Raw genomic sequence first — 19,962 nt, forward strand, 5'->3', positions numbered from 1 at the left:
CCCTTTGTCACGATATTTTCGCGAAAACACGGAAATTATCGTGACTGTTATCCGATTCCTAAGGCTTGGCAAGCAATATGCCTGCCCGATTGAGGCCAAGTCCCACTCAGCGAGGACTGGAATTTTCAGCGCCGTTGGCGAATGACGTTGCGATTCCAGTGACTTGGCCAACAGCCGTCGAGAAGCCACGACCACAGATTTGTGGTTGCATACCAGCCCAGGCCTCGGCTGAAGGGCGCAAATTTATCCCACTTGGTGCGGTCAAAGCGATTCTCTCGGCAACACAAGCCCGACTCACCTCAAGTTCCACTCCATCCACGATTCAACAGATTTGTAGCTAGACCGATCTTGGTCCGTCCGTTCTGCTGGAGACCTCAACCCGAGGGTTCTCTCATGCAACTGATTGTCGTGGACGAAGTTCAAACGCCTGAGCACCGGCATCTTCTTGAGGAGATGTGGCGCCTGCGGGCCCGCGTCTTTGCCGGGCGCTTGAACTGGCAGGTGAATAGCGAAGACGGGCTGGAACACGATCAGTTCGACGACCACAGCCCGACCTACATCCTGGGCATCGAAGACGACGTCCATGTCGTCGGCTGTGTCCGACTTCTGCCGCCGCTGCGCTCCAGCATGCTGCGGGAGGTCTTTCCCGAGCTTCTCGATGGAAGAAGCCTGGCCTTGCATGAGCGCATGATCGAAAGCTCGCGGTTTTGCATCGACCGGTCGGGAAGGGCAGGGGGCGCCAGCGCTTCCATCATTCATTCGAGAACCCGCATTCTGCTTGCCGGGATCGTCGAATGGAGCTTGGCTCGCGGGTATGACGAGCTGGTAACGGCCACGGATGTGAAATTCGAGCGCCTTCTCAAGATGGTCGGCTGGCCGCTGAAACGTCTTGGCGCTCCGACACTGATCAATGAAACCCTCAGCGTGGCTGGATCGCTCGGCATTTCCGACGACGTGCTCAAGCGCCTCAAGCCACCAGGATACCGTCCCTTACATGGGCAACTAGAAAGAGCGGGATGAGGCAATCATGGCGATGGCAAGAAGCGATGACCGTCTGATCCGCAAGCTCAGGGAAGCGTTCGGTGCCTCGTTGTGCGAAGCGCTTGGCGATCCCGAGGTGGTCGAGATCATGCTCAATCCCGATGGCAAACTCTATATCGAAACCCAAGGTGCTGGCATGGCGCCGGCCGGCCGGCTTGACATCCAGCGTGCTGAAATCCTGATTGGGATTGTTGCCCATGGGCTTGGCCAGGATGTCAACGAGACCAAGCCGATCGTGTCTGGCGAACTTCCATTGGGCGGGCATCGCTTCGAAGGGCTTTTGCCTCCGGCCGTGAAGGGCCCGACCTTTTCGATCCGGCGTCGAACCACCGGCCACCTTCTCCTGCGCGACTATGTCGACACGGGGATCATGACCTCCTTGCAATGCCAACGGATCCTTCATGCCATCCGGGAGCGGCAGAATATTCTCGTCTGCGGTGGCACAGGATCGGGAAAGACGACACTTGCCAATGCCGTCATGCTCGAAATCCAGCGGCTGTTTCCGAATGATCGCATCGTGCTGATCGAAGACACGATCGAGATCGACTGCGGCAACGAAAACGCAGTCATGCTGCGAAGCAGCGACGAGCTCCCGGTCTCACGACTTCTGAAAAGCACACTGAGACTGCGTCCTGACCGGATCATGGTCGGCGAAGTCCGGGATGGAGCAGCGCTCACACTTCTTAAAGCCTGGAATACCGGTCACCCCGGCGGCTTCACGACCCTGCATGCGAATGATGCTCGTGCTGCACTTGTCCGGCTTGAGCAATTGGTCGCCGAAGTCAGCCGGACACCCATGAGCCAGGTCATCGCAGACGCCGTCGGTCTCGTCGTGTCGATCCGGCGAACCGAAACCGGCCGCAGGATCGAAGAGGTGCTGTCTGTCACGGGCTTTGCCGACGGCCGATACCAACTGAGCTAGCCGAGAGGAAAAGATCATGAAGCGTTCCAACACAGCATGCGCAACACTTGGTTTTCTTGGCCTCTGCGCCTTGGCGCATCCAGTCATGGCAAGCTCGGGCGGCGGATTGCCCTGGGAAGCGCCGCTTGAACAGATCCAGCAGTCGATAACTGGGCCGGTTGCAGGCTTCATTGCCCTTGCAGCGGTCGCGGTTGCCGGCGGCATGCTGATCTTTGGCGGCGAACTCAACGATTTCGCCCGCCGCCTCATGTATGTCGTGCTGGTCGCCGGGATCTTGCTGGGCGCAAGCCAAATCGTCTCCCTGTTTGGCGCAACCGGGTCAACAATCGCCTCTACCATTCCAGAGGCAGTGCACGGTCAGACAGACAAGATCATCGCCTCCGCTGCCTTGAGGGTTGAGGGGAGGGGGGTCTGATGAGCGAGCGCGAGCACCTCCTTGATCTCCACCCCATCCACCGTGCCCTGTCGCGTCCAAACCTGATGTTCGGGGCGGACCGGGAGCTCGTGCTGGTGACCGGGCTGATCTCGGCGATCCTCATCTTCGTGGTGATCACCGTCTATGCGCTGACACTTGGCTGTCTCGCCTGGTTCATCACCATTGCCCTGCTTCGCCGGATGGCAAAATCGGACCCTTTGATGCGCCGCGTCTATCTGCGGCATATCCGATACCGCCCCCTTTATCGGCCGACCGCCACGCCTTTCTACCGCCGGTAAGGAGAGTCAGATGGTCGCTCTTTCCACCTTTCACAACAGCGGTCCGTCTTTTTCGGATCTGATGCCCTATGCTGCCATGGTCGATGACGGGATCATGCTCCTCAAGGACGGCAGCCTCATGGCCGGCTGGTACTTCGCAGGGCCCGACACTGAAAGCGCAACAGATCTCGAACGAAACCGAATATCCAATGAAATCAATAAAATAATCTGCCGGCTGGGATCCGGATGGATGCTGCAGGTGGAAAGCCTTCGCCTTGCCAGCGCTTCCTATCCCAATGCCGAACAGTCCCATTTTCCAGACCCGGTTACTCTGGCAATCGACAGGGAGCGGCGGGATCATTTCGAGCGCCACAACAGCCATTTCGTCAGCAAACATGCGCTCATTTTGACCTACAGGTCACCTATGCTTTCCGGTGAGACCGTCGCAGGCTTCTCCTATTCTGAAGAAGCCGGGCAGGGGAGGGCCGCAGCAGAAAATGCAGCCGACAAGGCGCTCAAGGTCTTTTCCGACGCGATCCGCGAGCTTGAACAATATCTGGCCGGGACGATGTCGATTGAGAGAATGCGCGCAAGAAAGGTCAATGACCCCTCCAGCCTGCGGCCGGCGCGGTTCGACAGCCTGCTGCAGCTCATCAGATTTTGCATCTGCGGGGAAAACCTGCCGGTACGCTTGCCGGAGGTTGCCATGTATCTCGATTGCCTGGTCACCGGGCAGATGGAACACGGGATATCACCGAGGATAGATCACCGTTATGTCGCGACCGTTGCCATTGACGGTTTTCCTGCCGAGAGCTGGCCGGGCATTCTGAACGCGCTTGACCAGATGCCGCTTTCCTATCGCTGGTCGTCTCGCTTCATCTTTCTCGATCCTGAAGAGGCAAGGGCAAGGCTGGAGCGTACCAGGCGGCGCTGGCAGCAGAAAGTCAGGCCGTTCCTCGACCAGCTATTCCAGACGAGAAGCCGTTCCGTCGACCAGGATGCAGCATCCATGGTCATCGAGACAGAGGGGGCCATCGCCGAGGCAAATTCCGGACTGGTGGCCTTTGGCCACTACACTCCGGTGATCGTCCTGTTTGATGAAGATCCGAAAACTTTGCTTGAAAACGCCGAATACATCAGGCGAACCGTCCAGAAAGAGGGTTTCGGCGCCCGGATCGAGACCTTCAATGCGACCGAAGCCTATCTCGGCAGTCTTCCGGGAAATTGGTACTGCAATGTCCGTGACCCTCTGCTCAGCACACGCAATCTATCCGACCTCTTGCCTTTGAACTCGGTCTGGTCAGGGGAAAGAACCGCGCCGTGTCCGTTTTATCCAGCTGACGCTCCCTCCTTGATGCAAGTCGCCTCAGGCTCAACCCCCTTCAGCTTCAACCTGCATGTCGAGGATGTTGGACACACCCTCATCTTCGGTCCGACGGGATCGGGCAAATCAACGCTTCTCGCACTCATCGCAGCCCAGTTCCGGCGCTATAGCGGCGCACAGGTCTTTGCCTTCGACAAGGGTCTGTCGCTCCTGCCTTTGACCCTGGCTGTGGGCGGAGACCATTACCGGATTGGCGGCGAGCGAGAGGGAAGGGAGGAGGGAAGAGAAGAGGAGATCGAAGAGACTGGCAAGCTCGCCTTTTGCCCGCTTGCCGACCTGACCACGGACGTCGATCGTGCCTGGGCCTGTGAGTTCGTGGAAATGCTCATAGCGCTTCAGGGGCTGGAGGTGAAGCCGGAGCATCGCAATGCCATTGCTCGGCAGATCGGGCTGATGGCCACCGCTTCCGGTCATTCACTTTCGGATTTCGTCAGTGGCGTGCAACTGCGCGAGATCAAGGAGGCGCTGAGGCACTATACCATCGAAGGGCCGATGGGGCATCTCATGGATGCGGAAGCCGATACGCTCGATCTGCAGGCGTTTCAATGCGTGGAGGTCGAGGAATTGATGACTATGGGCGAGCGTAACCTTGTTCCGGTCCTCACCTATCTATTTCGCCGTATTGAGAAGCGCCTCACCGGAGCGCCCAGCCTGATCATCCTGGACGAGGCCTGGCTGCTTTTGGGCCACCCTGTGTTTCGGGAGAAGATCCGCGAATGGCTGAAGGTGCTCAGAAAAGCCAATTGTGCTGTCGTCCTGGCGACCCAATCAATTTCTGACGTCGAACGTTCCGGGATCATCGACGTGCTCCTGGAAAGCTGCCCGACAAAGATCTGCCTTGCCAATCCGGGCGCTCAAACGCCAGCGATGCGCTCCTTTTACCAAAGGCTCGGCTTCAATGAGAGACAGATTGAGCTCGTCGCCAATGCCCGTCCCAAGCGCGATTACTACTGCGTCACACCGCAGGGCCGACGCCTGTTCGAGATGTCGCTTGGGCCCCTGACGCTTGCGTTTGCCGGGGTGTCGGACCGCGGCCAGATCAGACAGATCGAGGATCTCCACGAACGGTTTGGTGCCGATTGGCCCCGCCAATGGCTGATGCTGAAAGGATATGAGGATGTGCTTTCCTACCTCGACACCTGATACTCCCCCGCAAAGGCGCAGATTGCTGCCTCTGATGTGTGTGCTTGCAGTGTCGGTTGCCCTCCCTGCAAAGGGCGGCTCGGTGACGGGGGCGGCAACCGAATGGACGCAGCTTGCCAATAATGCCGAGCTCGTCGCGATCCTGGAGAGCTCCGGCATCCAGGTCGACAATCAGCTGACCCAGATCAGTCAGCTTGCGCAACAGATCCAGAACCAGCTGGAGATCTATCGTACCATGTTGCAAAACACGGCCTCCCTGCCCGTGCATGTCTGGGGCAATGTCGAGGCCGAACTTCAGCGGTTGAGAGAGATCACACTCCAGGGCGAAGGCATGGCCTTCACCATGGGCAATGCCGATGCAATCCTGGCTCAGCGGTTTCCAGACTATGCGAAGCTGCGCCAGGAGCTTCCCCGCGGCCAGGCTTTCGCCGAGACTTACGAGAGCTGGTCGAACACCAATCGCCAAACCGTCTCCACTTCGCTCAGGGTTGCCGGGCTGACCGCAGAGCAATTCGAGGACGAGGAAGCGACGATGAGGTCGCTCAGGCGTCTGTCAGAGACCGCAGACGGGCAGATGAAAGCTCTGCAGGTGGGGCATGACATTGCCGTCGAGCAGGTCAGCCAGCTGCAGAAACTGCGCACCCTCTTTTCCCAGCAAATGACGATGTCAGCGGCCTGGCTGCAATCAGAGCAGGGGCTTCGCGATCTCGCCCAGGCCCGCAGAGAGGCGTTCTTCAAGGCCACGGTTCGCGAGATACCGGCTGGCCAGAAAATGGAGCCACGCTGGTGAGCACCCAACCGAGCAGAATCCGATCCGCAAATGCTGGACACCGATCCCTGCTTTTATCTGCCGGTCTTAGCGTCGTGATCATTGTCTCGACCAGCGAGCCGTCACTTGCCCAACAGGGCGCAGTCTTGAGCGAACTGGAAAACCAGGTCGTTGCCGCAACACGCGACTGGCAGTCCACCATCATGGATGCGGCCCGCTCGCTGTTCTGGATCCTGGCAGCGATCGAGATCGGACTTGCTGCCATTTGGCTGGCGCTGGCTGCAGCGTCCCTCGACAGCTGGTTTGCCGAACTCGTGCGCCGGATCCTGTTTGTCGGCTTTTTCGCCTTTGTCCTCGATCAGGGGCCGGGATTTGCGCATGCCGTGGTCGACAGCCTGTTTGCCATCGGCGCCGGCCAGGGATCGGCCTCACCCGCCGAAGTCTTCGATGCCGGAATAAGGGTCGCGTCTGCCTTGTCGGAGCATGCAAGCTTCGGGTTGTTTGAAGACAATGCCCTGGCGATTGCCTCCGTGATTGCCATGGGCGTGGTGGTCATCTGCTTTTCCCTCGTCGCAGCCATCTTTGTCTCGGTGATGGTGGAAATGTATGTCGGCCTTCTCGCCGGCATGATCATGCTTGGACTGGGCGGTTCGTCCTTCACCAAGGACTTTGCCCTGCGCTATCTGATCTATGCATTCTCGGTCGGCATGAAGCTCATGGCGCTCGTCATGATCGCCAAGATCGGCTCGGAAGTCCTTCTGGGCCTGGCATCAGCTCCGATCAGTGACACCGAGCCGCTCGTTTCCACACTCTCGATTGCCGGCATCTCCGTCGTTGTCTTCATCATTTCGCTCTATGTGCCGTCAATCGTGCAAGGGGTGGTGCAGGGCGTGTCGGTCACCCAGGGCGGGGAAGCCATCCGGCACGGGATGCAGGCTACGTCCTTTGCCGCGGGGGGAGCCTTCCTGACGGCAACCGCCACAGGCCAATCCTTCCAGGCCGCGACTTCGGCGAGAGCCGGCGGCGCATCGCTTGCCCGTGCCGCGCTCACCGGAGTGTCGGCCGGTGCCGGTCAGACGGCTCGCGCCCTTGGCGCATCTGCCCGCGACAAGTTGATTGGGGCACCGGGTGCAAGTCACGCCTCTTTCCTTGGACTGGCCAATGAGAAGCTTCGCACAGGGGCTCATGAAAAACGCGGCAAGGGGACGTCACCATGAGAGATCAAGATCAAAAGGCACTCAACCCTTATCTGGCAGGCCGGCTCGAATGGAACGAGCGATATGGAGGTTTTGTCCGGGAGGCTAGAGCCTGGCGCGCGGTGGCGGTCTTAAGCCTTGCTCTTGCGAGTATCGGCTTCGGTTATGCGCTCTATCTCAGCCGCGAAAGCCGCATCATTCCCTATATCGTCGAAGTCGACCGCTTGGGCAGCCCGGTTGCGGTCGGCGTTCCGGAACGGATCGAATATGCCGACCAGCGGGTAGTGCGGGCCATCCTTGCCAATTTTGTTGCAAGTTTTCGCTCCGTGACGCCCGATGCGGTGGTCCAGAAGAAGTATATCGACCGCACCTATGCGCTGCTTCGCGCGTCAGATCCCTCGACCGAAAAGATCAATGCCTGGTTCCGCTCCAACTCACCCTTCGAGGCCGCCAAACGAGTGACCGTTTCGGTCGAAGTGTCCAACATCGTCTCCTTGTCAGAGCGCAGCTGGCAGATCGACTGGACGGAGTTCGAGCGGGATCGCCGGGGTCGAGAAACAGGCAGTCGCCGTTATCGCGGTATTGCGACTGTCACCCTGACCGAGCCTCAGGATGAGGCGGTGATCCGGCTGAACCCGATCGGCCTTTATGTGCGCGACTTCGACTGGACCGCGCAACTCTGACCCCAAGGCTTTCGCCACGCTCCCCACTGCAAAAAGGAGAAAGACCATGACCTGCAGGATCATGTGGTATGCCAAAAGCGTCCTTCCAGGCGTTCTGATATTGACCATGGGCCTCACAAAGCCCAGCCTTTCCGAGGAGATGACCGCAACCGAGCTCAAAGCAAGCCGGCAGTCGGCGGAATGGCAAAAGGGCACGGGCATCGTCACGCGCGGCGCAGACGGCAAGGTGGTCTTTCTCTATGGCGAGGCACAGCCGTCAGTCATCTGCGCTCCCTTGCAGGTCTGTGACATAGAGCTCGAGCCGCAAGAGAGCGTGAAGGACGTGCTTCTCGGTGACAGTGTGCGATGGAGCGTCGAGGCCGCAAGCTCAGGTGGCGGGCGAGGTGAGACGATCCATCTGATCGTCCGTCCGACCGAAGCTGGACTGCAGACCTCGATGATCGTGACGACGTCGAGACGAACCTATCACATCCGGCTGAGATCGCATGAAAGCCAGTATATGGCACGCGTCGGCTTTTCCTATCCAAACCCGCTTTCGGCCAATCTGTCGGCGGTCAATGCCCGAATTGAGAATACCGGGCGCAGCCCTTCACCGTCACGTCTCGATTTCGGCTACCAGATCTCAGGCCATGCAAGCTGGCGTCCAAAGCGGGTCTATTTCGATGGTCAGAAGACCTATATCCAGTTTCCCACCCGTGTTTCCGGCCAGGAAATGCCGGTTCTTTTCCTCCTGTCCGACGGCCAGAGACAGCTGGTGAACTACCGGGTGAACAAGGACCTGATGATCATCGATCATGACGTTGAAAAGGCCGTTCTGATCTCCGGTGTCGGCTGGCGTCAGAAAAAAATCACGATCACGCGGGGTGGATGAGATGAACAAGCCAGCAACACTCGCCCTGATCGCCCAGCTCTTGAGCGGCTGCCAGTCCACCAGTGGGGCGCCCGGCGGTGAAGGTCAAAACACAGCGCTGCAGGACTCCGTGATCGCAACCTCGATTGCCGCTGACCTGTCGACGGATGTCAGCCCCTTCCTCGCGAAAGGTTCCGTTCTGGCGTTCAATCCCGACCAGACGGCACCCTTATCGGATGCCCTCGCGCAGTCTCTGATTGGACATGGTTACACGATCAAAAGCGACCGCGAAGCGAAGGCCGACGCGATCGAGCTTCAGATCTGGAGTATGGAGGTGGATGGTGACCTCCTGGTTCGACTTTCAACTCCAAGCCACCGTCTCTCCAAGATCTACCGAAAGACAAAAGCTTCTGACCCAAGCTTTGCAAGCAGCTCCCCTGCAAACGCTCAAGTCACGCCTGCAGGCCCGCTTCTGGTGGAGACGATCGGTACGGGAGGAACCTCATCATGACGAGCGGACATCAGATCCTCGGGGCCCCCCATATCGTGAGCGGGGGGCAGGGGAGCCAGCAGGGCCGCATCAGGCGGCTCAATCGTCTTCCGCTCGTTTTCGCGCTTGTCCTTGTGGTCCTGGTTCTGGCGACCGTCATATTCGGCCTGTCATCCCGCGGATTGTGGCGGAAAGGTTCCGGAGAGGTAACGATCGATGATCGGGGACCGGCATCGACTTTCCCAGAAAACCTCAAACGCGGGGTCGGCGATGGCGTCATCGGCGAAAATCCCCAGCCCCTAGCAGCACAGCCGCCCATGGAGGCGCCTCGTGTGATGGCAGCACCCACGCTTAATCGACCGCTTCAAGCCGAACCGAAAGCGCCCACGGCGCCAACGGTGTCAAGGCCGCGGCCTGAGCCGGACCAATGGCGAGAGAGACTTCAACGTGAGCATGAGGAACAGATCCTCAATGAGCGCCACCGTCAGACAATGGCGCGACTGCAGCGTGCAGATGGTGCACGCGCTTCCCCAATGCGGATCGATACGGCCGCTGTCGCAGCCGTGTCTTCGCAAGACTTGACCGCGAATGGTCGAGGCGCGAGCGCAGGCAACGAAGGGCTGAACGCCCGACTGATCGCAGCCGCCGAGGCGCTTGGAATGTCGGGCTCCGGTCAAAGTGACCAGAACGGCCAGCGGGAAAAACAAGCCTTTCTCAATGCAGGCGTCGACACGCTGCCAAATGGGGGGGTGATGGCCGATCCGGTCTCACCGCTGACATTGAGCCGTGGCTCTGTCATTCCTGCGGTACTGCTCACCGGTATCAATGCCGATCTCCCAGGGCGGATCCTTGCCCAGGTGAGCCAGAATGTGTTCGACAGTGCGACCGGCCAGCATTTGCTCATTCCACAGGGATCGAGACTGGTCGGTCGATATGACTCAAAGGTCTCATTTGGCCAGTCGCGCGTCCTGGTGGTCTGGACGGATATTGTCCTTGCCAATGGCCAAAGCCTTTCCATCGGCGCCATGGCCGGGGTCGACCAGGCGGGGCAGGCGGGTTTCAAGGACAAGGTGGACCGGCATCTGTGGCAAAGCTTCGGCTCTGCAGCATTGATTGCGATCATCGGAACGGGGATGGATCTTGCACTCCCAGACGGGCAAGGCATGGGATCGAGCGATCCGTCGGATGCGGCAAGGCGAAGCTTCAGCGAGACCTTCGGCCGCCTGGCGGAGCGGACCATCTCGAAGAACATCGGTGTTCAGCCCACGCTGACGATCAGGCCCGGCTATCGGTTCAACATCCTGGTTGATCGCGATCTGCTGTTTGGCGGGCAAAGCCTTGAACGCGTCAGAGGCTGACGGCCTTGCGAATTTGGATCTGCCCGTCAAGCTGGATGAGGAAGTTTGCCGACATCCAACAGCAAGTCAGAACCGGCAGCCCTTCAGATCAGCATCAGCCGGGCCGCAACCGCAGTCGCCTGCTGCAGCGTCACGGCATCAAGTTTGCCTCTTGCCTTGTCGACCGATCCCCGAACCCGTGAGTATTTCTCTTCCAAGAGGTCAGCCACATCCTGCATGGTCTTGCCTTCGGCGACCCAGCTGAGACACGTGGTCTCGAAAGGCGTCAGCTTGGAGGCCGAACCGCTGGACCACCGCTTTCTGCGCAACGAGAATGCAAAATGCAGCATGGCCGCTGCCGCAGCAGCCTCGATGATGTCCATCCGCACGGCATCCTTCAGGCATGCAGTATCGGAGGATGCGAAGGTCAACACGGCCTTATGGCCAAAGCCGACACGGATCGGGATTGAAAGTCCTGCAACAATTCCATGGGCGATCGCCTCGTCGCGAAAGGCGATCACGTCTTTGCTTTCCCGGTTGAGTATTGCGTCGTGAAGCGACCAGCAGAAGGGATGGGCCCCCTGTTTGGCGGCTTTGACGATCGGATCGATCCGGCTGAAATCCTGCACATAGTAGCGGTCTTGCCACTCTTCCGAGTAGTTTGACACGGCCCTCCAGCGACTGCCGTCGAGGCGTAGATAGGCAAAATGCTGAAACCCTTGAGCCTGGGCGAAGCTTTCCAGAGCCTCGCCCAGCGCATTTGGATCGCGCGCGGTGGTAATGGCCTCGATCAGGGGATCAAAATGATGTCTCTTGCTCATGCTTGGATCCTCGTTGGCAATGAACATGGGATGCCAGACGTCACCTCGACGTCTGACGCAATGCGGATCGAACTGGACCTAGATGATGGCGTCCGGCAGAAAACGGACCGGCAATTAATGTGTTACACAAAACAATTATAATGGTGAGTTATAAATGGCCGATCCCGCCGCGCAACTTTGGCGAGATAAAAGAAACAAAAATTAACATTGGCCACAATTGCAGCCCGACCGGGCGGCCAGGTTCCTGTCCGTTTGGCTCGGTGAGGGCAGGCGCGACAAGGCTCAACCGTCGGACCTGTCGGATTGATCGGTCAAGCCCTCAACACGCGGTGTGAAGATATAGCCGCCAAGCCGGACGGTCCGAAGCATGATCGGGCGGCGCGGGTTGAACTCGATCTTGCGCCGCAGTCGACTGACATGAACATCAATGCTGCGTTCCAGCGGGCCTGCTGCGCCGGCACGGGTGAAGCCCAAGAGCTGATGCCTTGACAGTGGCTTGCCGCTATTGCGGCAAAAGGCCCATAACAGGTCGAATTCAGCGGTCGTCAGATCAACAGTCTGACCACTAGGATCTGTGACAAGTCTACGATGCGGGTCGATCGACCAGCCAGAAAATCGCAAGACACCACTGAGCGAACCTGCCGCGTGGCTCAAGCGCATCCGCCGCATAAGACCTGAGATGCGCACCTTGATCTCGCGGATCGACAAGGTTTTTGGGAAGCATTCGTCGGCACCTGCTTCCAGCACTTCAATATGCGCCTCGGGATCTTCCGTGTCGATCAAGGCAATGATGGCAACGGAGCTGGTGAGACGAATGTTGCGACAGAATTGCGCCATGTCCTCCTGTCCCTGTGCAAGGCTGTCGACAAGCAGGAGATCGCTCCCTTGGACGAAAAGCGTCGCACGCAGTGCTGACGTGCTCGAGACGCGTTTGACGAGATAATCACCTTGCAGAGCGTTGATGATCCGCTTGCTCCTCTCGCTCCTGCGCAACAACACGAGAAGCTCGGCCCGCCGATCCGCAAGACCGGTTTCGACGCCGGACGGCATCGAGGATCTGGGTTTTCCCATATGGTCGCCCCTTCTGCTTTCACCGCGCGTTCGGCAATCGAATGAATGACGCGCAGATGCAGATTATCGATCGAGCGCCTTCAACTTCGGCGCGCAGTCCTTATTGGGGCTTTTTTGACGAGGCTTGCCAAGTGACAAATCTGCTAGGCTGGATCTCGCCCAAATCCGCAACAATTCTACATAAATTGCGTGCACTTAGCGTTTGAACAAGCGCGCATGCAGTGCCATGCTGATGGCGCAAATCAACAGGAGTAGAGGCCTGTTCATGCAAGAGCGAAATGGTGCAGCGCTCCATGACGCACCTCTAGTTGTCATCGGCTCGGCCGCAGGGGAGCTTGCTGTCTTTCTCCGGCATCTGTTGGAAAGCGATGGTCTGACGGTCGAGCTTGCCACGACGAAAGACAGTGCGTTGAGCAAGATTGTCGAGCAACAGGCGGTGCTTGCATTGATCGATTGCGACCTCGAGGGTGCACTGTCACTTTGCCGGTCGGTGCGGGAAACCAGGGCCTCCCCGGACTGTCGCATTGTCGGGCTCATCGGTCAGGACTTAAGCTCCAGCTATCCCGACTTCCTGTCCGCCGGCATGGATGATGCGCTGATGCGCCCGGCCGAACCGAGAGCAATCCTGGATGCCGTCAGGCGGCAGACGAGGCAATCGAACCTCGGGAATGAACCGGTCATCGTCCACCGCGATGTCGAGATTGATCTGCGGGCACGGCGTGTGTGGCGTGGGGGCAGGGAAGTCTCTCTGACACGCATCGAATTCGAACTGCTGGTGACCCTCGCCAAAGATCCGATGTCTGTTCACTCCCGCCAGGCTCTGATTGCTGGGGCCTGGCCGAGGGGCATCTATGTCGAACCTCGCACGGTGACCATCCATATCGGCCGCTTGCGACGGCGTCTGATGACAGGTGGTGCCAAGGATCTGATCCGCACCGTCAGGGGAAGCGGCTATGCACTCGATGCAGGCGAGCCCGAAGGCCCAAAGGAGTGAATCTCATGATGGACGGCAACAGGGCGGCCAACGACCGGATTTTGTTTCGCGGCGGCAGCCTCATCACCGGCGACGGGCGAACCATGCTTGAGCCTGCGTCTATCCGGGTTCGTGCAGGCGTCATCGTAGAACTCTCTCCAGGCATGGCCGATGCCGCCGAGAGCGAGACGGTCATTTCGACCGAAGGCCTGATGATGCTGCCCGGCTTCATCAACGGGCACGCGCATGCGACCATTGCCGGCCCGTCCATGCCGAGCGGCTCGCCACCGCTATCCCCGGCACAGGTCAGCTGGCAGCGCAATCGGCATCTTCTCTCCGGCACGACCTCTCTCATCAATGTTTGCGGCCTCGCCATGGCGGATGAACGTGACGGAGAACTGGGTGCCCATCCGATGGACATCCACATGACAAGCGCCCATACGCCCCATTCGATCCTGGCGGCAGACGAGATTGATGGGCGCGGGCTTACACCACGACATCGACATTCGAGCATCGATGATCTCGTTCTGAGCGGCTGTCGAGTGCTGGGAGAGGCCGGTGGTGGCCAGACATTGGGAGGCGGTGCGCAGGACTACCGCTTCATTCCCGATGCGATCGAGGAATATACCGGTCTGCGGATCAGCGTTCAGATGGCTCGACGCCTGAAGGAAGCGGTGCTCGGGCGCAGGCTGGACGGTCGTGCAACGGCAAGCGAACGCACCGTCAAAGAGCTTCTAGTCGAGGCGGCAATTGCAGACAAGATCTCGACGCTGGAACTGAGAGGCCTGCTTGAACGGCACGTTCTGGCACCCGTCGAACACGCGCTTGTTGGGCTTAAGGAAGTTGCAGACGCCGCCGTCAGGCACAATCTTCCTGCGATCTTCCACCACGCGCCACCGACGGCGGAAACGCTTCTTCTCCTCCAGCAACAGTACCCCGCACTGCGCATGATTGCAGCCCATGCCAATCATCCTTCCTTTCTTACCGATGAAGCCGTCGACTACGCCGCTCGTCTGAAAGATCTTGGTGCGAAAGTCGACATATCGACGCTTGACGTGGTCGAGACACGCTTCCGAAACGGTCCGGAGTCTTTTGATGCGCTCGTCGAGGCTGGACTGGTGGACACGATCTCAACCGACTTTGCCGGCGGAGACTGGGACACAATCCCTTCCGCTCTGCACAGGATGACACGCGTCAACAGGAAGAGCCTGACAGAAGCGGTAGCGCTGGCAACCGGCAATGTCGCGCGGGTCTTTCCGGAGATCTTCGGCGATCGTGGCCTTCTGGCGCTCGGCAAAAGGGCTGATCTCGTCATGACCGAAGCCCACAACATCTCCAGGGTCAGGCATGTCTTCATCGCCGGCCAGGCACGTGTCTGGAACGGCGCGCTTCTGTCTGCATAAGAAGCGCAGGGCCAACTGTCGCTGCGATACTCGATCCGCCGAAACCGTATAGGCGCTGCTTTCGACGCGGGTCTTGAACCAGTTTGGCCGAAACGGCTGGGTTCTGCTGTTCGATTGGCGCGTCAGGTCTCAGACGAGCCCATACCAGCATCGAGGCTCGCCGTGATTTTCTGACCCAGCCGTTGCATGAGCTCGTCAGCATCGCCCTCGCTCAGCGAAACGACCGAGTTGATTATTCTGTCCTGTTCGACCTGCGAGATCACCCCGCGCGACACCCGCCGGAATTTTGCAGCAAGCGCCTTATAATCCATGGGCTCGGATGGGTCGCCACGCGCAGCTGTCAGTTTGGAAACAAGCAGCGCCCCGGACCTCAGGGCAACCGTGAGCATCGCAGTGGTCTTCATCGGAAACTGCGCTTCCGCTTCTGCGTTCACGCTCAGCTTGACCTTAGAGGCAAAGTCCGACAGTTCCGACCGGGCCAAGAGGTCGGGCCCAATTGGTGTGAGCGCCTCTTCTCCGAGGATTGCGAGCACTGCCAGACAATAGGGCAGGCTGTATTGCAGGGCCGTCAGGTTTTCCGGATCCGGACTATTGGCAAGCTTCAAGGCAAAGCCGAAGGTTTCCACCTCGATGTGGTCGATATCAGCCACCGTGAAACCATGATCACGGCACAATGCGCCATAGGCGTCCAGGGCCGGATGGATGTAGCGACAACAGGCATAGGGCTTGAAGTATGTGTCGAGGATCTCAAACCGGCTCCCCAGTCGATCGAGAATACGGGCTCGATCATAGAAGTGCTGGTGATCAAGCAGGTCGACCGGGCCGGTGAACCCGGCTCCCGCCAGGAACACGGCCTGCAGACCAAGCTGCGCGCTGAAGGCGATACCTTCTTTCACCAGATTGCCGGTCATGCGCGAATAGCCGGAACTGCCGTTTGCCCGCTGGTTGGGCGCGGTCACACCGGCAATCGCCAAAGCCTGCGCCAGATGCTCCGGCATTGCTTTCAAGAGCCGTCCAGCCGCAGCGGCAGAAGCAAAGGCCGCCCATCGTCCGGTCTGACGTGTCAGGATTGCCTCTGTTTTCTGGGCTGCAGCAATCCTGACGCCGACATCATAACCCGCAATGATGGCCGAGAGGATCTCATCGCCACGGCTCTGCGGCATGGTCGAGGCGAGGGTAAGCACCGTCGGAATGACGCTTGCACCGGGATGACCGCGGGCCGCCCGATTGCCATCATCAAGATCAAGGGCAGACGCACAGAGCGCATTGTGAAGCAGGGCAGACAGCAGCGACAATTTCTGTCCGGTGAACCAGGCCGGGGCCGGACCGCAACCGTAAAGCCATTCAGATACACCAAGGGCAGCCGCCGGAGCTGGCGATCGCACACCTGCAAGTGCTGCGGTCAAAAGATCGAGTACGCAACCTAGCGCCACCTCCCTCACCTCGTCGGGTAGCCGCCTTGCATCGATTTCCAGTGCATGACGAGCCAGACGATGCGTTAGAAAAGGCATGATGACTTCCTCCTCGTCAGTCCAAGCTTACCAGGCCGGTTGCCTGCGTTCAGACCGCCGTCTGCACCAGGTACTTCTGGAAGAGAGCAGCCACCACATAGAGATCGAGCACCGGCAGACCCACACAGGTAACTGAAAGTGGCGCACCTGGTTGAAGGCGCCAGTTGGATGTCTTCCCCAGCTCCAGAATGCCAAGATGAGGACCGAGCGCCTCGAGCGAGGAGCCAGTCGTTGAGAACTGCAAGGCAAGGCTTTGCGAGTTTCGCCTCGAGACAGTCGCCAGATCGTCACAGCCGACCTGGCCTTGCCGCAGGACCCGTCGCAAGGTCTCCACCGGCACCTCATCGCCTCCCAGATGAAGAAGACAGGCGTCCCGCCTGAGCTCATCATCTGCGAATACGGGCTTATCGGAATTGGTGGCTGTGATCACAAAATCGGCTTCGACCAGAAAGCGGTTGTCTTCAACAGCGATAAGTTCGAAGGGCAGGGAGGTGGACAGCGACGCCACCAGCGCTCTTGCGCTTTCAAGCCGTAAAGCCTTGAGATAGACGCGGGCAATGGGTCGCGCTGCGCGATCAGAAAGCGAGGCAAGAATTGCCTCCGCAATTGGCCCCGCACCGAACAGGAACACAGTGATCGCGTCTGTTTTGATCGGACAAAGACCGAGCACCTGGGAGGCATAGGCACCGGTGCGGGCGGCCGAAAGCGCCGTCGCATCGACGATCGCAAGTGGCTGCATGGTGAGTTTTTCCATGAGAATATAGGTTGATCTGGAGCGCCGAAGGCCCAAGAGCCGGTTGAAGGCATTGGCGCCGATGACCTTGACCCCGGCAAAATCGGGATTTGCCCCATAAAGGCACGAGAGTTTCCAACCGAGCCTCTCACCGGCAAACTCGCCGGGCCGGGTGTCAAAACCGGCTTCTCGCCAGAATGCGTCCTCGGGGAGCGACAATACGGACTTGTGGCCGAGTGCCCGACCATTGCGGATATCTATCCAGGCTTGATCCAGCACGTCATGGACTTCCGCCACCGACAAGGCTGAGCCACTGGTGACGATCAGAGTTTCGTCAAGCACAACGGGCTCTGTCCGATGCGGGCTGAACCGCAAATTCAAGGCGAGATGTGAAACGACCTGATTGGCAAGCATGTGACCTGTTCCTCCCGAATGCGTTTTGACCGCGACAGGAGCGAATGATAGCGGACCCCGCAGGTTTCAAAGGCGAAGTCTTGGCAAAGACTTGGACAAGATCGGTGAAGCCTCAGCGTCTAACGTCGGTCGACACATCTGACGACCTCGCCCATTGCCAGATCCAACATCCAAGATCCAAGATCCGAGGTCATTGATCCAGGATCAAAGAAGCGACTTTGCCCTAATCCTGGCCGCCTTTCGATAGGCGCGCGGCGTAAGACCCGTTTCAAAACGGAAGGTGCGGTTGAAATTCGACAGATTGTTGAAGCCGGCCTCGAAGCAGATATCGGTTATCGAGGTCTGGGTTTCACTCAAAAGGGTTCGTGCCCGCCAGACCCGCACAGAGCGACTGTAGTCGGAAAAATTCATGCCGGTCAGACGGCGAAAGGCGCGCGAGAAAGCGGAAGGCTCAAAACCGACTTTTTGCGCCACCTCGTGCATTTGCGCGCCAGGATCCGATTGGAGAATCTGAATGGCCTGGTCGATGCGCCGATGTCTTCGATCCGACACCTGATTGTAGATCGAAATGAAATGTTCACTGGCCAGCAGACGCTTTTCAGGTGCGGCATCGATTGCCTCCAGGATCTCAAGGAAGAGGCCAAGTCCGCCCCGATGGCCGATCGCATGGAGCTCAAGGATCATGTGGCCAATCAAACTGGCTTCCTTGCCCAGAATTTCTATCCCACGCTCAGCCAATGGCTTGAGCCGGTGGAGGACTTCGAATTCAGGACAGACAGCCCGTACGCCAATCAAGGCATCGGCATCAAACTGCAGGACCATGTCGCGACCGGGGAGCGGCGGAGCACCGGGGGTAATCCAGTTATGCGGCAGATTGGTGCCGGTCAGCATCAGATGTCCAGGCCGAAAGGGGCCGATATAGTCTCCGACATAAGCAAAGCCACTGGCGTCCGGGATGAAGTGGATCTCCCATTCGGGATGGTAGTTCCAGATGCAGATCGGATTGGGATAGTCGTCACGGCGGATCAGGTAGGACGCGCCACCGGGGAGCACGATCTGCTCACGCGTGGCAGTGAAGGTCTCTAAGGGAGACTGCGGAAAATCTGGTGCAATAGGCATGCAAGCGTCCATGTTGTGCTGCACAAATGTCAAAATAATATCAGTTCTGCGTCGAAGTCCAACTAGTTCGGGCTCACGTCTTCGGCAAAAGTGCCCCCGTCGATGGCAAGGGAGTTGCCATCAAGGGAGGAAATCATGACACTGAATGCTCTCCGCGCAGGCTGCGCGGTCATCGCTCTACTTGCCGCCTCGAACGCTTTTGCCGCCGCACAATGCACGGATGACGTCCGCATCCTGGCGCAGCCGCGCGACGGTCTGACGCTTCTCGAAGACTATGTCGACGAGTTCGAGGAGCTTTCCGGTGCCGGCTTCGAGATCAGCTATCTCAACGAAAACGATCGCCGCGCCAAGTCGCAGGCCGACGCATCAACCGTTGGCAGCTTCGACGTCTATTATGTCGACGAAGCCAATCTGGCGCTGTTTGCCTCTTCGGGCTGGATCGTGCCGCTTGATGGCTTCTACCCCGCCGAATACGACTACAACGACTTCGACGCCGGCATGCGGGCGGCAGCCACCTATGACGGCAAACAGTGGTTTGCGCCGGTTCAGGGCGGCGGCGATCTGATGGTCTATCGCACCGATCTTCTCGAAAAGGCAGGCATCGAGCCTCCCAAGACCTGGGACGAATATTTCGCAGCCGTTCAGAAGCTGCATGATCCGGCAAATGGTGTCTATGGCACAGCACTTCGCGGCCAGCGCGGCTCGGGCGCCAATGTCTGGCGCTGGATGCCCTTCTTCAAGGCCAATGGTGGCGAGTGGTTCAAGGACGGCAAGCCAGCCTTCAACTCGGATGCAGCCGTGAAGGCGACCGAAACCTATCTGGAACTCTTCAAATATTCGGCTCCAGGCACGCAGACCGGCTCCTGGGATGAATCGACCGGCGCCTTCCGCTCCGGCAAGGTCGCGATCATCATCGAATCCGCACCGCTTGGCGGCATGTCGGTCGACAAGGCGCAAAGCCAGGTCGCAGACAAGGTCGCCTTCTCGGTTCCGCCGTCGCCGCTGCCGGGTGGCGGTTACGCCCATGGCTTTGCGATCGCCTCCAAGGCCAATGCCACGGATGAGGAAAAGGCCTGCGCCGGTCTTTTCGTTGCCTGGGCAACCTCCAAGGAGCAGGAGGCCCGTCGCCTTGCCGCCGGCCAGCCGGGCGAGTTGACGCGGACCAGCACCTATCAGAGCCCGGAATATGCGACGACCTTTGGTCAGAACCTCGCCGACGCAATGGCTGCGACCGGTGAAAAGACCACCGTTACATTCTGGCAGGATCCGCGCTGGCAGGAGCTGGGCAATCAGTGGGGCATCATGCTCGAAGAGCTGATCACCGGCAGCCGCACCGATGTCAAGGCGACGCTTGACGAACTGGAAGCCTTCGCCGCCAAACTTTAAGACCCCCCAAGCAGCCAACTCGG

19 protein-coding genes are annotated in these 19,962 nt (G+C 59.1%); 14 read left to right on the forward strand and 5 right to left on the reverse strand.

Annotation, left to right across the window (positions count from 1 at the left end):
• The first annotated feature begins 393 nt into the window (after positions 1-393).
• From QWE_RS00195 to trbI, 11 genes are read left to right on the forward strand one after another with little or no spacing between them, the layout of a single operon-like run.
• On the forward strand, positions 394-1,020 hold the full coding sequence (locus QWE_RS00195; protein ID WP_006724030.1) for an acyl-homoserine-lactone synthase: 627 nt from the start codon (positions 394-396) through the stop codon (positions 1,018-1,020).
• Between the two features lie 7 nt (positions 1,021-1,027).
• Entirely contained in the window at positions 1,028-1,963 is a 936-nt protein-coding gene (trbB, locus tag QWE_RS00200; RefSeq protein ID WP_006724031.1) for a P-type conjugative transfer ATPase TrbB, read from the forward strand.
• A 16-nt stretch (positions 1,964-1,979) separates the two neighbouring features.
• Positions 1,980-2,378 carry a TrbC/VirB2 family protein gene (locus tag QWE_RS00205; protein ID WP_006724032.1) on the forward strand — a complete coding sequence of 133 codons (399 nt, stop codon included), beginning with the start codon at positions 1,980-1,982 and terminating at the stop codon, positions 2,376-2,378.
• Positions 2,378-2,677: a conjugal transfer protein TrbD gene (locus tag QWE_RS00210; protein ID WP_006724033.1), complete on the forward strand. Its 300-nt coding sequence runs from the start codon at positions 2,378-2,380 to the stop codon at positions 2,675-2,677. The genes QWE_RS00205 and QWE_RS00210 overlap by 1 nt, the downstream gene beginning before the upstream one ends.
• A gap of 10 nt (positions 2,678-2,687) precedes the next feature.
• Complete coding sequence (locus QWE_RS00215) at positions 2,688-5,183, forward strand: VirB4 family type IV secretion/conjugal transfer ATPase (protein WP_006724034.1); 2,496 nt, start codon at positions 2,688-2,690, stop codon at positions 5,181-5,183.
• Between the two features lie 34 nt (positions 5,184-5,217).
• Entirely contained in the window at positions 5,218-5,973 is a 756-nt protein-coding gene (trbJ, locus tag QWE_RS00220; protein ID WP_006724035.1) for a P-type conjugative transfer protein TrbJ, read from the forward strand.
• Between the two features lie 17 nt (positions 5,974-5,990).
• A complete protein-coding gene (trbL, locus tag QWE_RS00225) occupies positions 5,991-7,169 on the forward strand; it encodes a P-type conjugative transfer protein TrbL (RefSeq protein WP_052018019.1) in 1,179 nt (392 codons plus the stop codon).
• Positions 7,166-7,831: a conjugal transfer protein TrbF gene (gene trbF / locus QWE_RS00230; RefSeq protein ID WP_006724037.1), complete on the forward strand. Its 666-nt coding sequence runs from the start codon at positions 7,166-7,168 to the stop codon at positions 7,829-7,831. The genes trbL and trbF overlap by 4 nt, the downstream gene beginning before the upstream one ends.
• A gap of 46 nt (positions 7,832-7,877) precedes the next feature.
• Positions 7,878-8,702, forward strand: coding sequence for a P-type conjugative transfer protein TrbG (gene trbG / locus QWE_RS00235; protein WP_006724038.1), 825 nt, complete (start codon positions 7,878-7,880; stop codon positions 8,700-8,702).
• A gap of 1 nt (position 8,703) precedes the next feature.
• On the forward strand, positions 8,704-9,192 hold the full coding sequence (locus QWE_RS00240; protein WP_040299141.1) for a hypothetical protein: 489 nt from the start codon (positions 8,704-8,706) through the stop codon (positions 9,190-9,192).
• Entirely contained in the window at positions 9,189-10,529 is a 1,341-nt protein-coding gene (trbI, locus tag QWE_RS00245) for an IncP-type conjugal transfer protein TrbI (protein WP_006724040.1), read from the forward strand. Before QWE_RS00240 ends, trbI begins: the two co-directional genes overlap by 4 nt.
• A gap of 83 nt (positions 10,530-10,612) precedes the next feature.
• Here the strand turns inward: trbI and QWE_RS00250 are convergent, their stop codons facing one another.
• A complete protein-coding gene (locus tag QWE_RS00250; protein WP_167539679.1) occupies positions 10,613-11,329 on the reverse strand; it encodes an autoinducer binding domain-containing protein in 717 nt (238 codons plus the stop codon).
• Between the two features lie 282 nt (positions 11,330-11,611).
• Positions 11,612-12,400, reverse strand: coding sequence for a winged helix-turn-helix domain-containing protein (locus QWE_RS00255; RefSeq protein ID WP_083872791.1), 789 nt, complete (start codon positions 12,398-12,400; stop codon positions 11,612-11,614).
• Between the two features lie 265 nt (positions 12,401-12,665).
• Between QWE_RS00255 and QWE_RS00260 the strand changes: the two genes are divergently transcribed.
• On the forward strand, positions 12,666-13,394 hold the full coding sequence (locus QWE_RS00260; RefSeq protein WP_006724043.1) for a winged helix-turn-helix transcriptional regulator: 729 nt from the start codon (positions 12,666-12,668) through the stop codon (positions 13,392-13,394).
• 5 nt (positions 13,395-13,399) lie between these two features.
• The gene (locus QWE_RS00265; RefSeq protein WP_006724044.1) at positions 13,400-14,776 is read left to right on the forward strand and encodes an amidohydrolase family protein; all 1,377 of its coding nucleotides are present in this window, start codon (positions 13,400-13,402) and stop codon (positions 14,774-14,776) included.
• Positions 14,777-14,898: 122 nt separating this feature from the next.
• On the opposite strand, the gene QWE_RS00270 is transcribed toward QWE_RS00265, so the two are convergent.
• The 3 genes from QWE_RS00270 to QWE_RS00280 form a co-directional block, all read right to left on the reverse strand.
• Positions 14,899-16,287, reverse strand: a complete 1,389-nt coding sequence (locus QWE_RS00270; protein WP_006724045.1) for an MmgE/PrpD family protein — start codon at positions 16,285-16,287, stop codon at positions 14,899-14,901.
• A gap of 49 nt (positions 16,288-16,336) precedes the next feature.
• The gene (locus QWE_RS00275) at positions 16,337-17,362 is read right to left on the reverse strand and encodes a hypothetical protein (RefSeq protein ID WP_040299195.1); all 1,026 of its coding nucleotides are present in this window, start codon (positions 17,360-17,362) and stop codon (positions 16,337-16,339) included.
• Between the two features lie 276 nt (positions 17,363-17,638).
• Positions 17,639-18,553, reverse strand: coding sequence for an AraC family transcriptional regulator (locus tag QWE_RS00280; protein ID WP_006724047.1), 915 nt, complete (start codon positions 18,551-18,553; stop codon positions 17,639-17,641).
• Between the two features lie 135 nt (positions 18,554-18,688).
• On the opposite strand from QWE_RS00280, the gene QWE_RS00285 reads away from it, so the two are divergent.
• Positions 18,689-19,939, forward strand: a complete 1,251-nt coding sequence (locus tag QWE_RS00285; RefSeq protein ID WP_006724048.1) for an ABC transporter substrate-binding protein — start codon at positions 18,689-18,691, stop codon at positions 19,937-19,939.
• Positions 19,940-19,962: the final 23 nt, after the last annotated feature.

Source organism: Agrobacterium albertimagni AOL15 (genome assembly GCF_000300855.1).
GTDB classification, from domain to species: Bacteria; Pseudomonadota; Alphaproteobacteria; order Rhizobiales; family Rhizobiaceae; genus Allorhizobium; species Allorhizobium albertimagni.

Excerpts from the sequence above, each read along its gene's own strand:
- trbF (WP_006724037.1), top strand. The coding sequence starts at position 7,166 with ATGAGAGATCAAGATCAAAAGGCACTCAACCCTTATCTGGCAGGCCGG.
- QWE_RS00260 (WP_006724043.1), top strand. The coding sequence starts at position 12,666 with ATGCAAGAGCGAAATGGTGCAGCGCTCCATGACGCACCTCTAGTTGTC.
- QWE_RS00265 (WP_006724044.1), top strand. The coding sequence starts at position 13,400 with ATGATGGACGGCAACAGGGCGGCCAACGACCGGATTTTGTTTCGCGGC.
- trbJ (WP_006724035.1), top strand. The coding sequence starts at position 5,218 with ATGTGTGTGCTTGCAGTGTCGGTTGCCCTCCCTGCAAAGGGCGGCTCG.
- QWE_RS00240 (WP_040299141.1), top strand. The coding sequence starts at position 8,704 with ATGAACAAGCCAGCAACACTCGCCCTGATCGCCCAGCTCTTGAGCGGC.
- QWE_RS00250 (WP_167539679.1), bottom strand. The coding sequence starts at position 11,329 with ATGAGCAAGAGACATCATTTTGATCCCCTGATCGAGGCCATTACCACC.
- QWE_RS00285 (WP_006724048.1), top strand. The coding sequence starts at position 18,689 with ATGACACTGAATGCTCTCCGCGCAGGCTGCGCGGTCATCGCTCTACTT.
- QWE_RS00280 (WP_006724047.1), bottom strand. The coding sequence starts at position 18,553 with ATGCCTATTGCACCAGATTTTCCGCAGTCTCCCTTAGAGACCTTCACT.
- QWE_RS00215 (WP_006724034.1), top strand. The coding sequence starts at position 2,688 with ATGGTCGCTCTTTCCACCTTTCACAACAGCGGTCCGTCTTTTTCGGAT.
- QWE_RS00270 (WP_006724045.1), bottom strand. The coding sequence starts at position 16,287 with ATGCCTTTTCTAACGCATCGTCTGGCTCGTCATGCACTGGAAATCGAT.
- trbG (WP_006724038.1), top strand. The coding sequence starts at position 7,878 with ATGACCTGCAGGATCATGTGGTATGCCAAAAGCGTCCTTCCAGGCGTT.
- trbB (WP_006724031.1), top strand. The coding sequence starts at position 1,028 with ATGGCGATGGCAAGAAGCGATGACCGTCTGATCCGCAAGCTCAGGGAA.
- QWE_RS00195 (WP_006724030.1), top strand. The coding sequence starts at position 394 with ATGCAACTGATTGTCGTGGACGAAGTTCAAACGCCTGAGCACCGGCAT.
- QWE_RS00205 (WP_006724032.1), top strand. The coding sequence starts at position 1,980 with ATGAAGCGTTCCAACACAGCATGCGCAACACTTGGTTTTCTTGGCCTC.
- QWE_RS00210 (WP_006724033.1), top strand. The coding sequence starts at position 2,378 with ATGAGCGAGCGCGAGCACCTCCTTGATCTCCACCCCATCCACCGTGCC.
- QWE_RS00255 (WP_083872791.1), bottom strand. The coding sequence starts at position 12,400 with ATGGGAAAACCCAGATCCTCGATGCCGTCCGGCGTCGAAACCGGTCTT.
- trbI (WP_006724040.1), top strand. The coding sequence starts at position 9,189 with ATGACGAGCGGACATCAGATCCTCGGGGCCCCCCATATCGTGAGCGGG.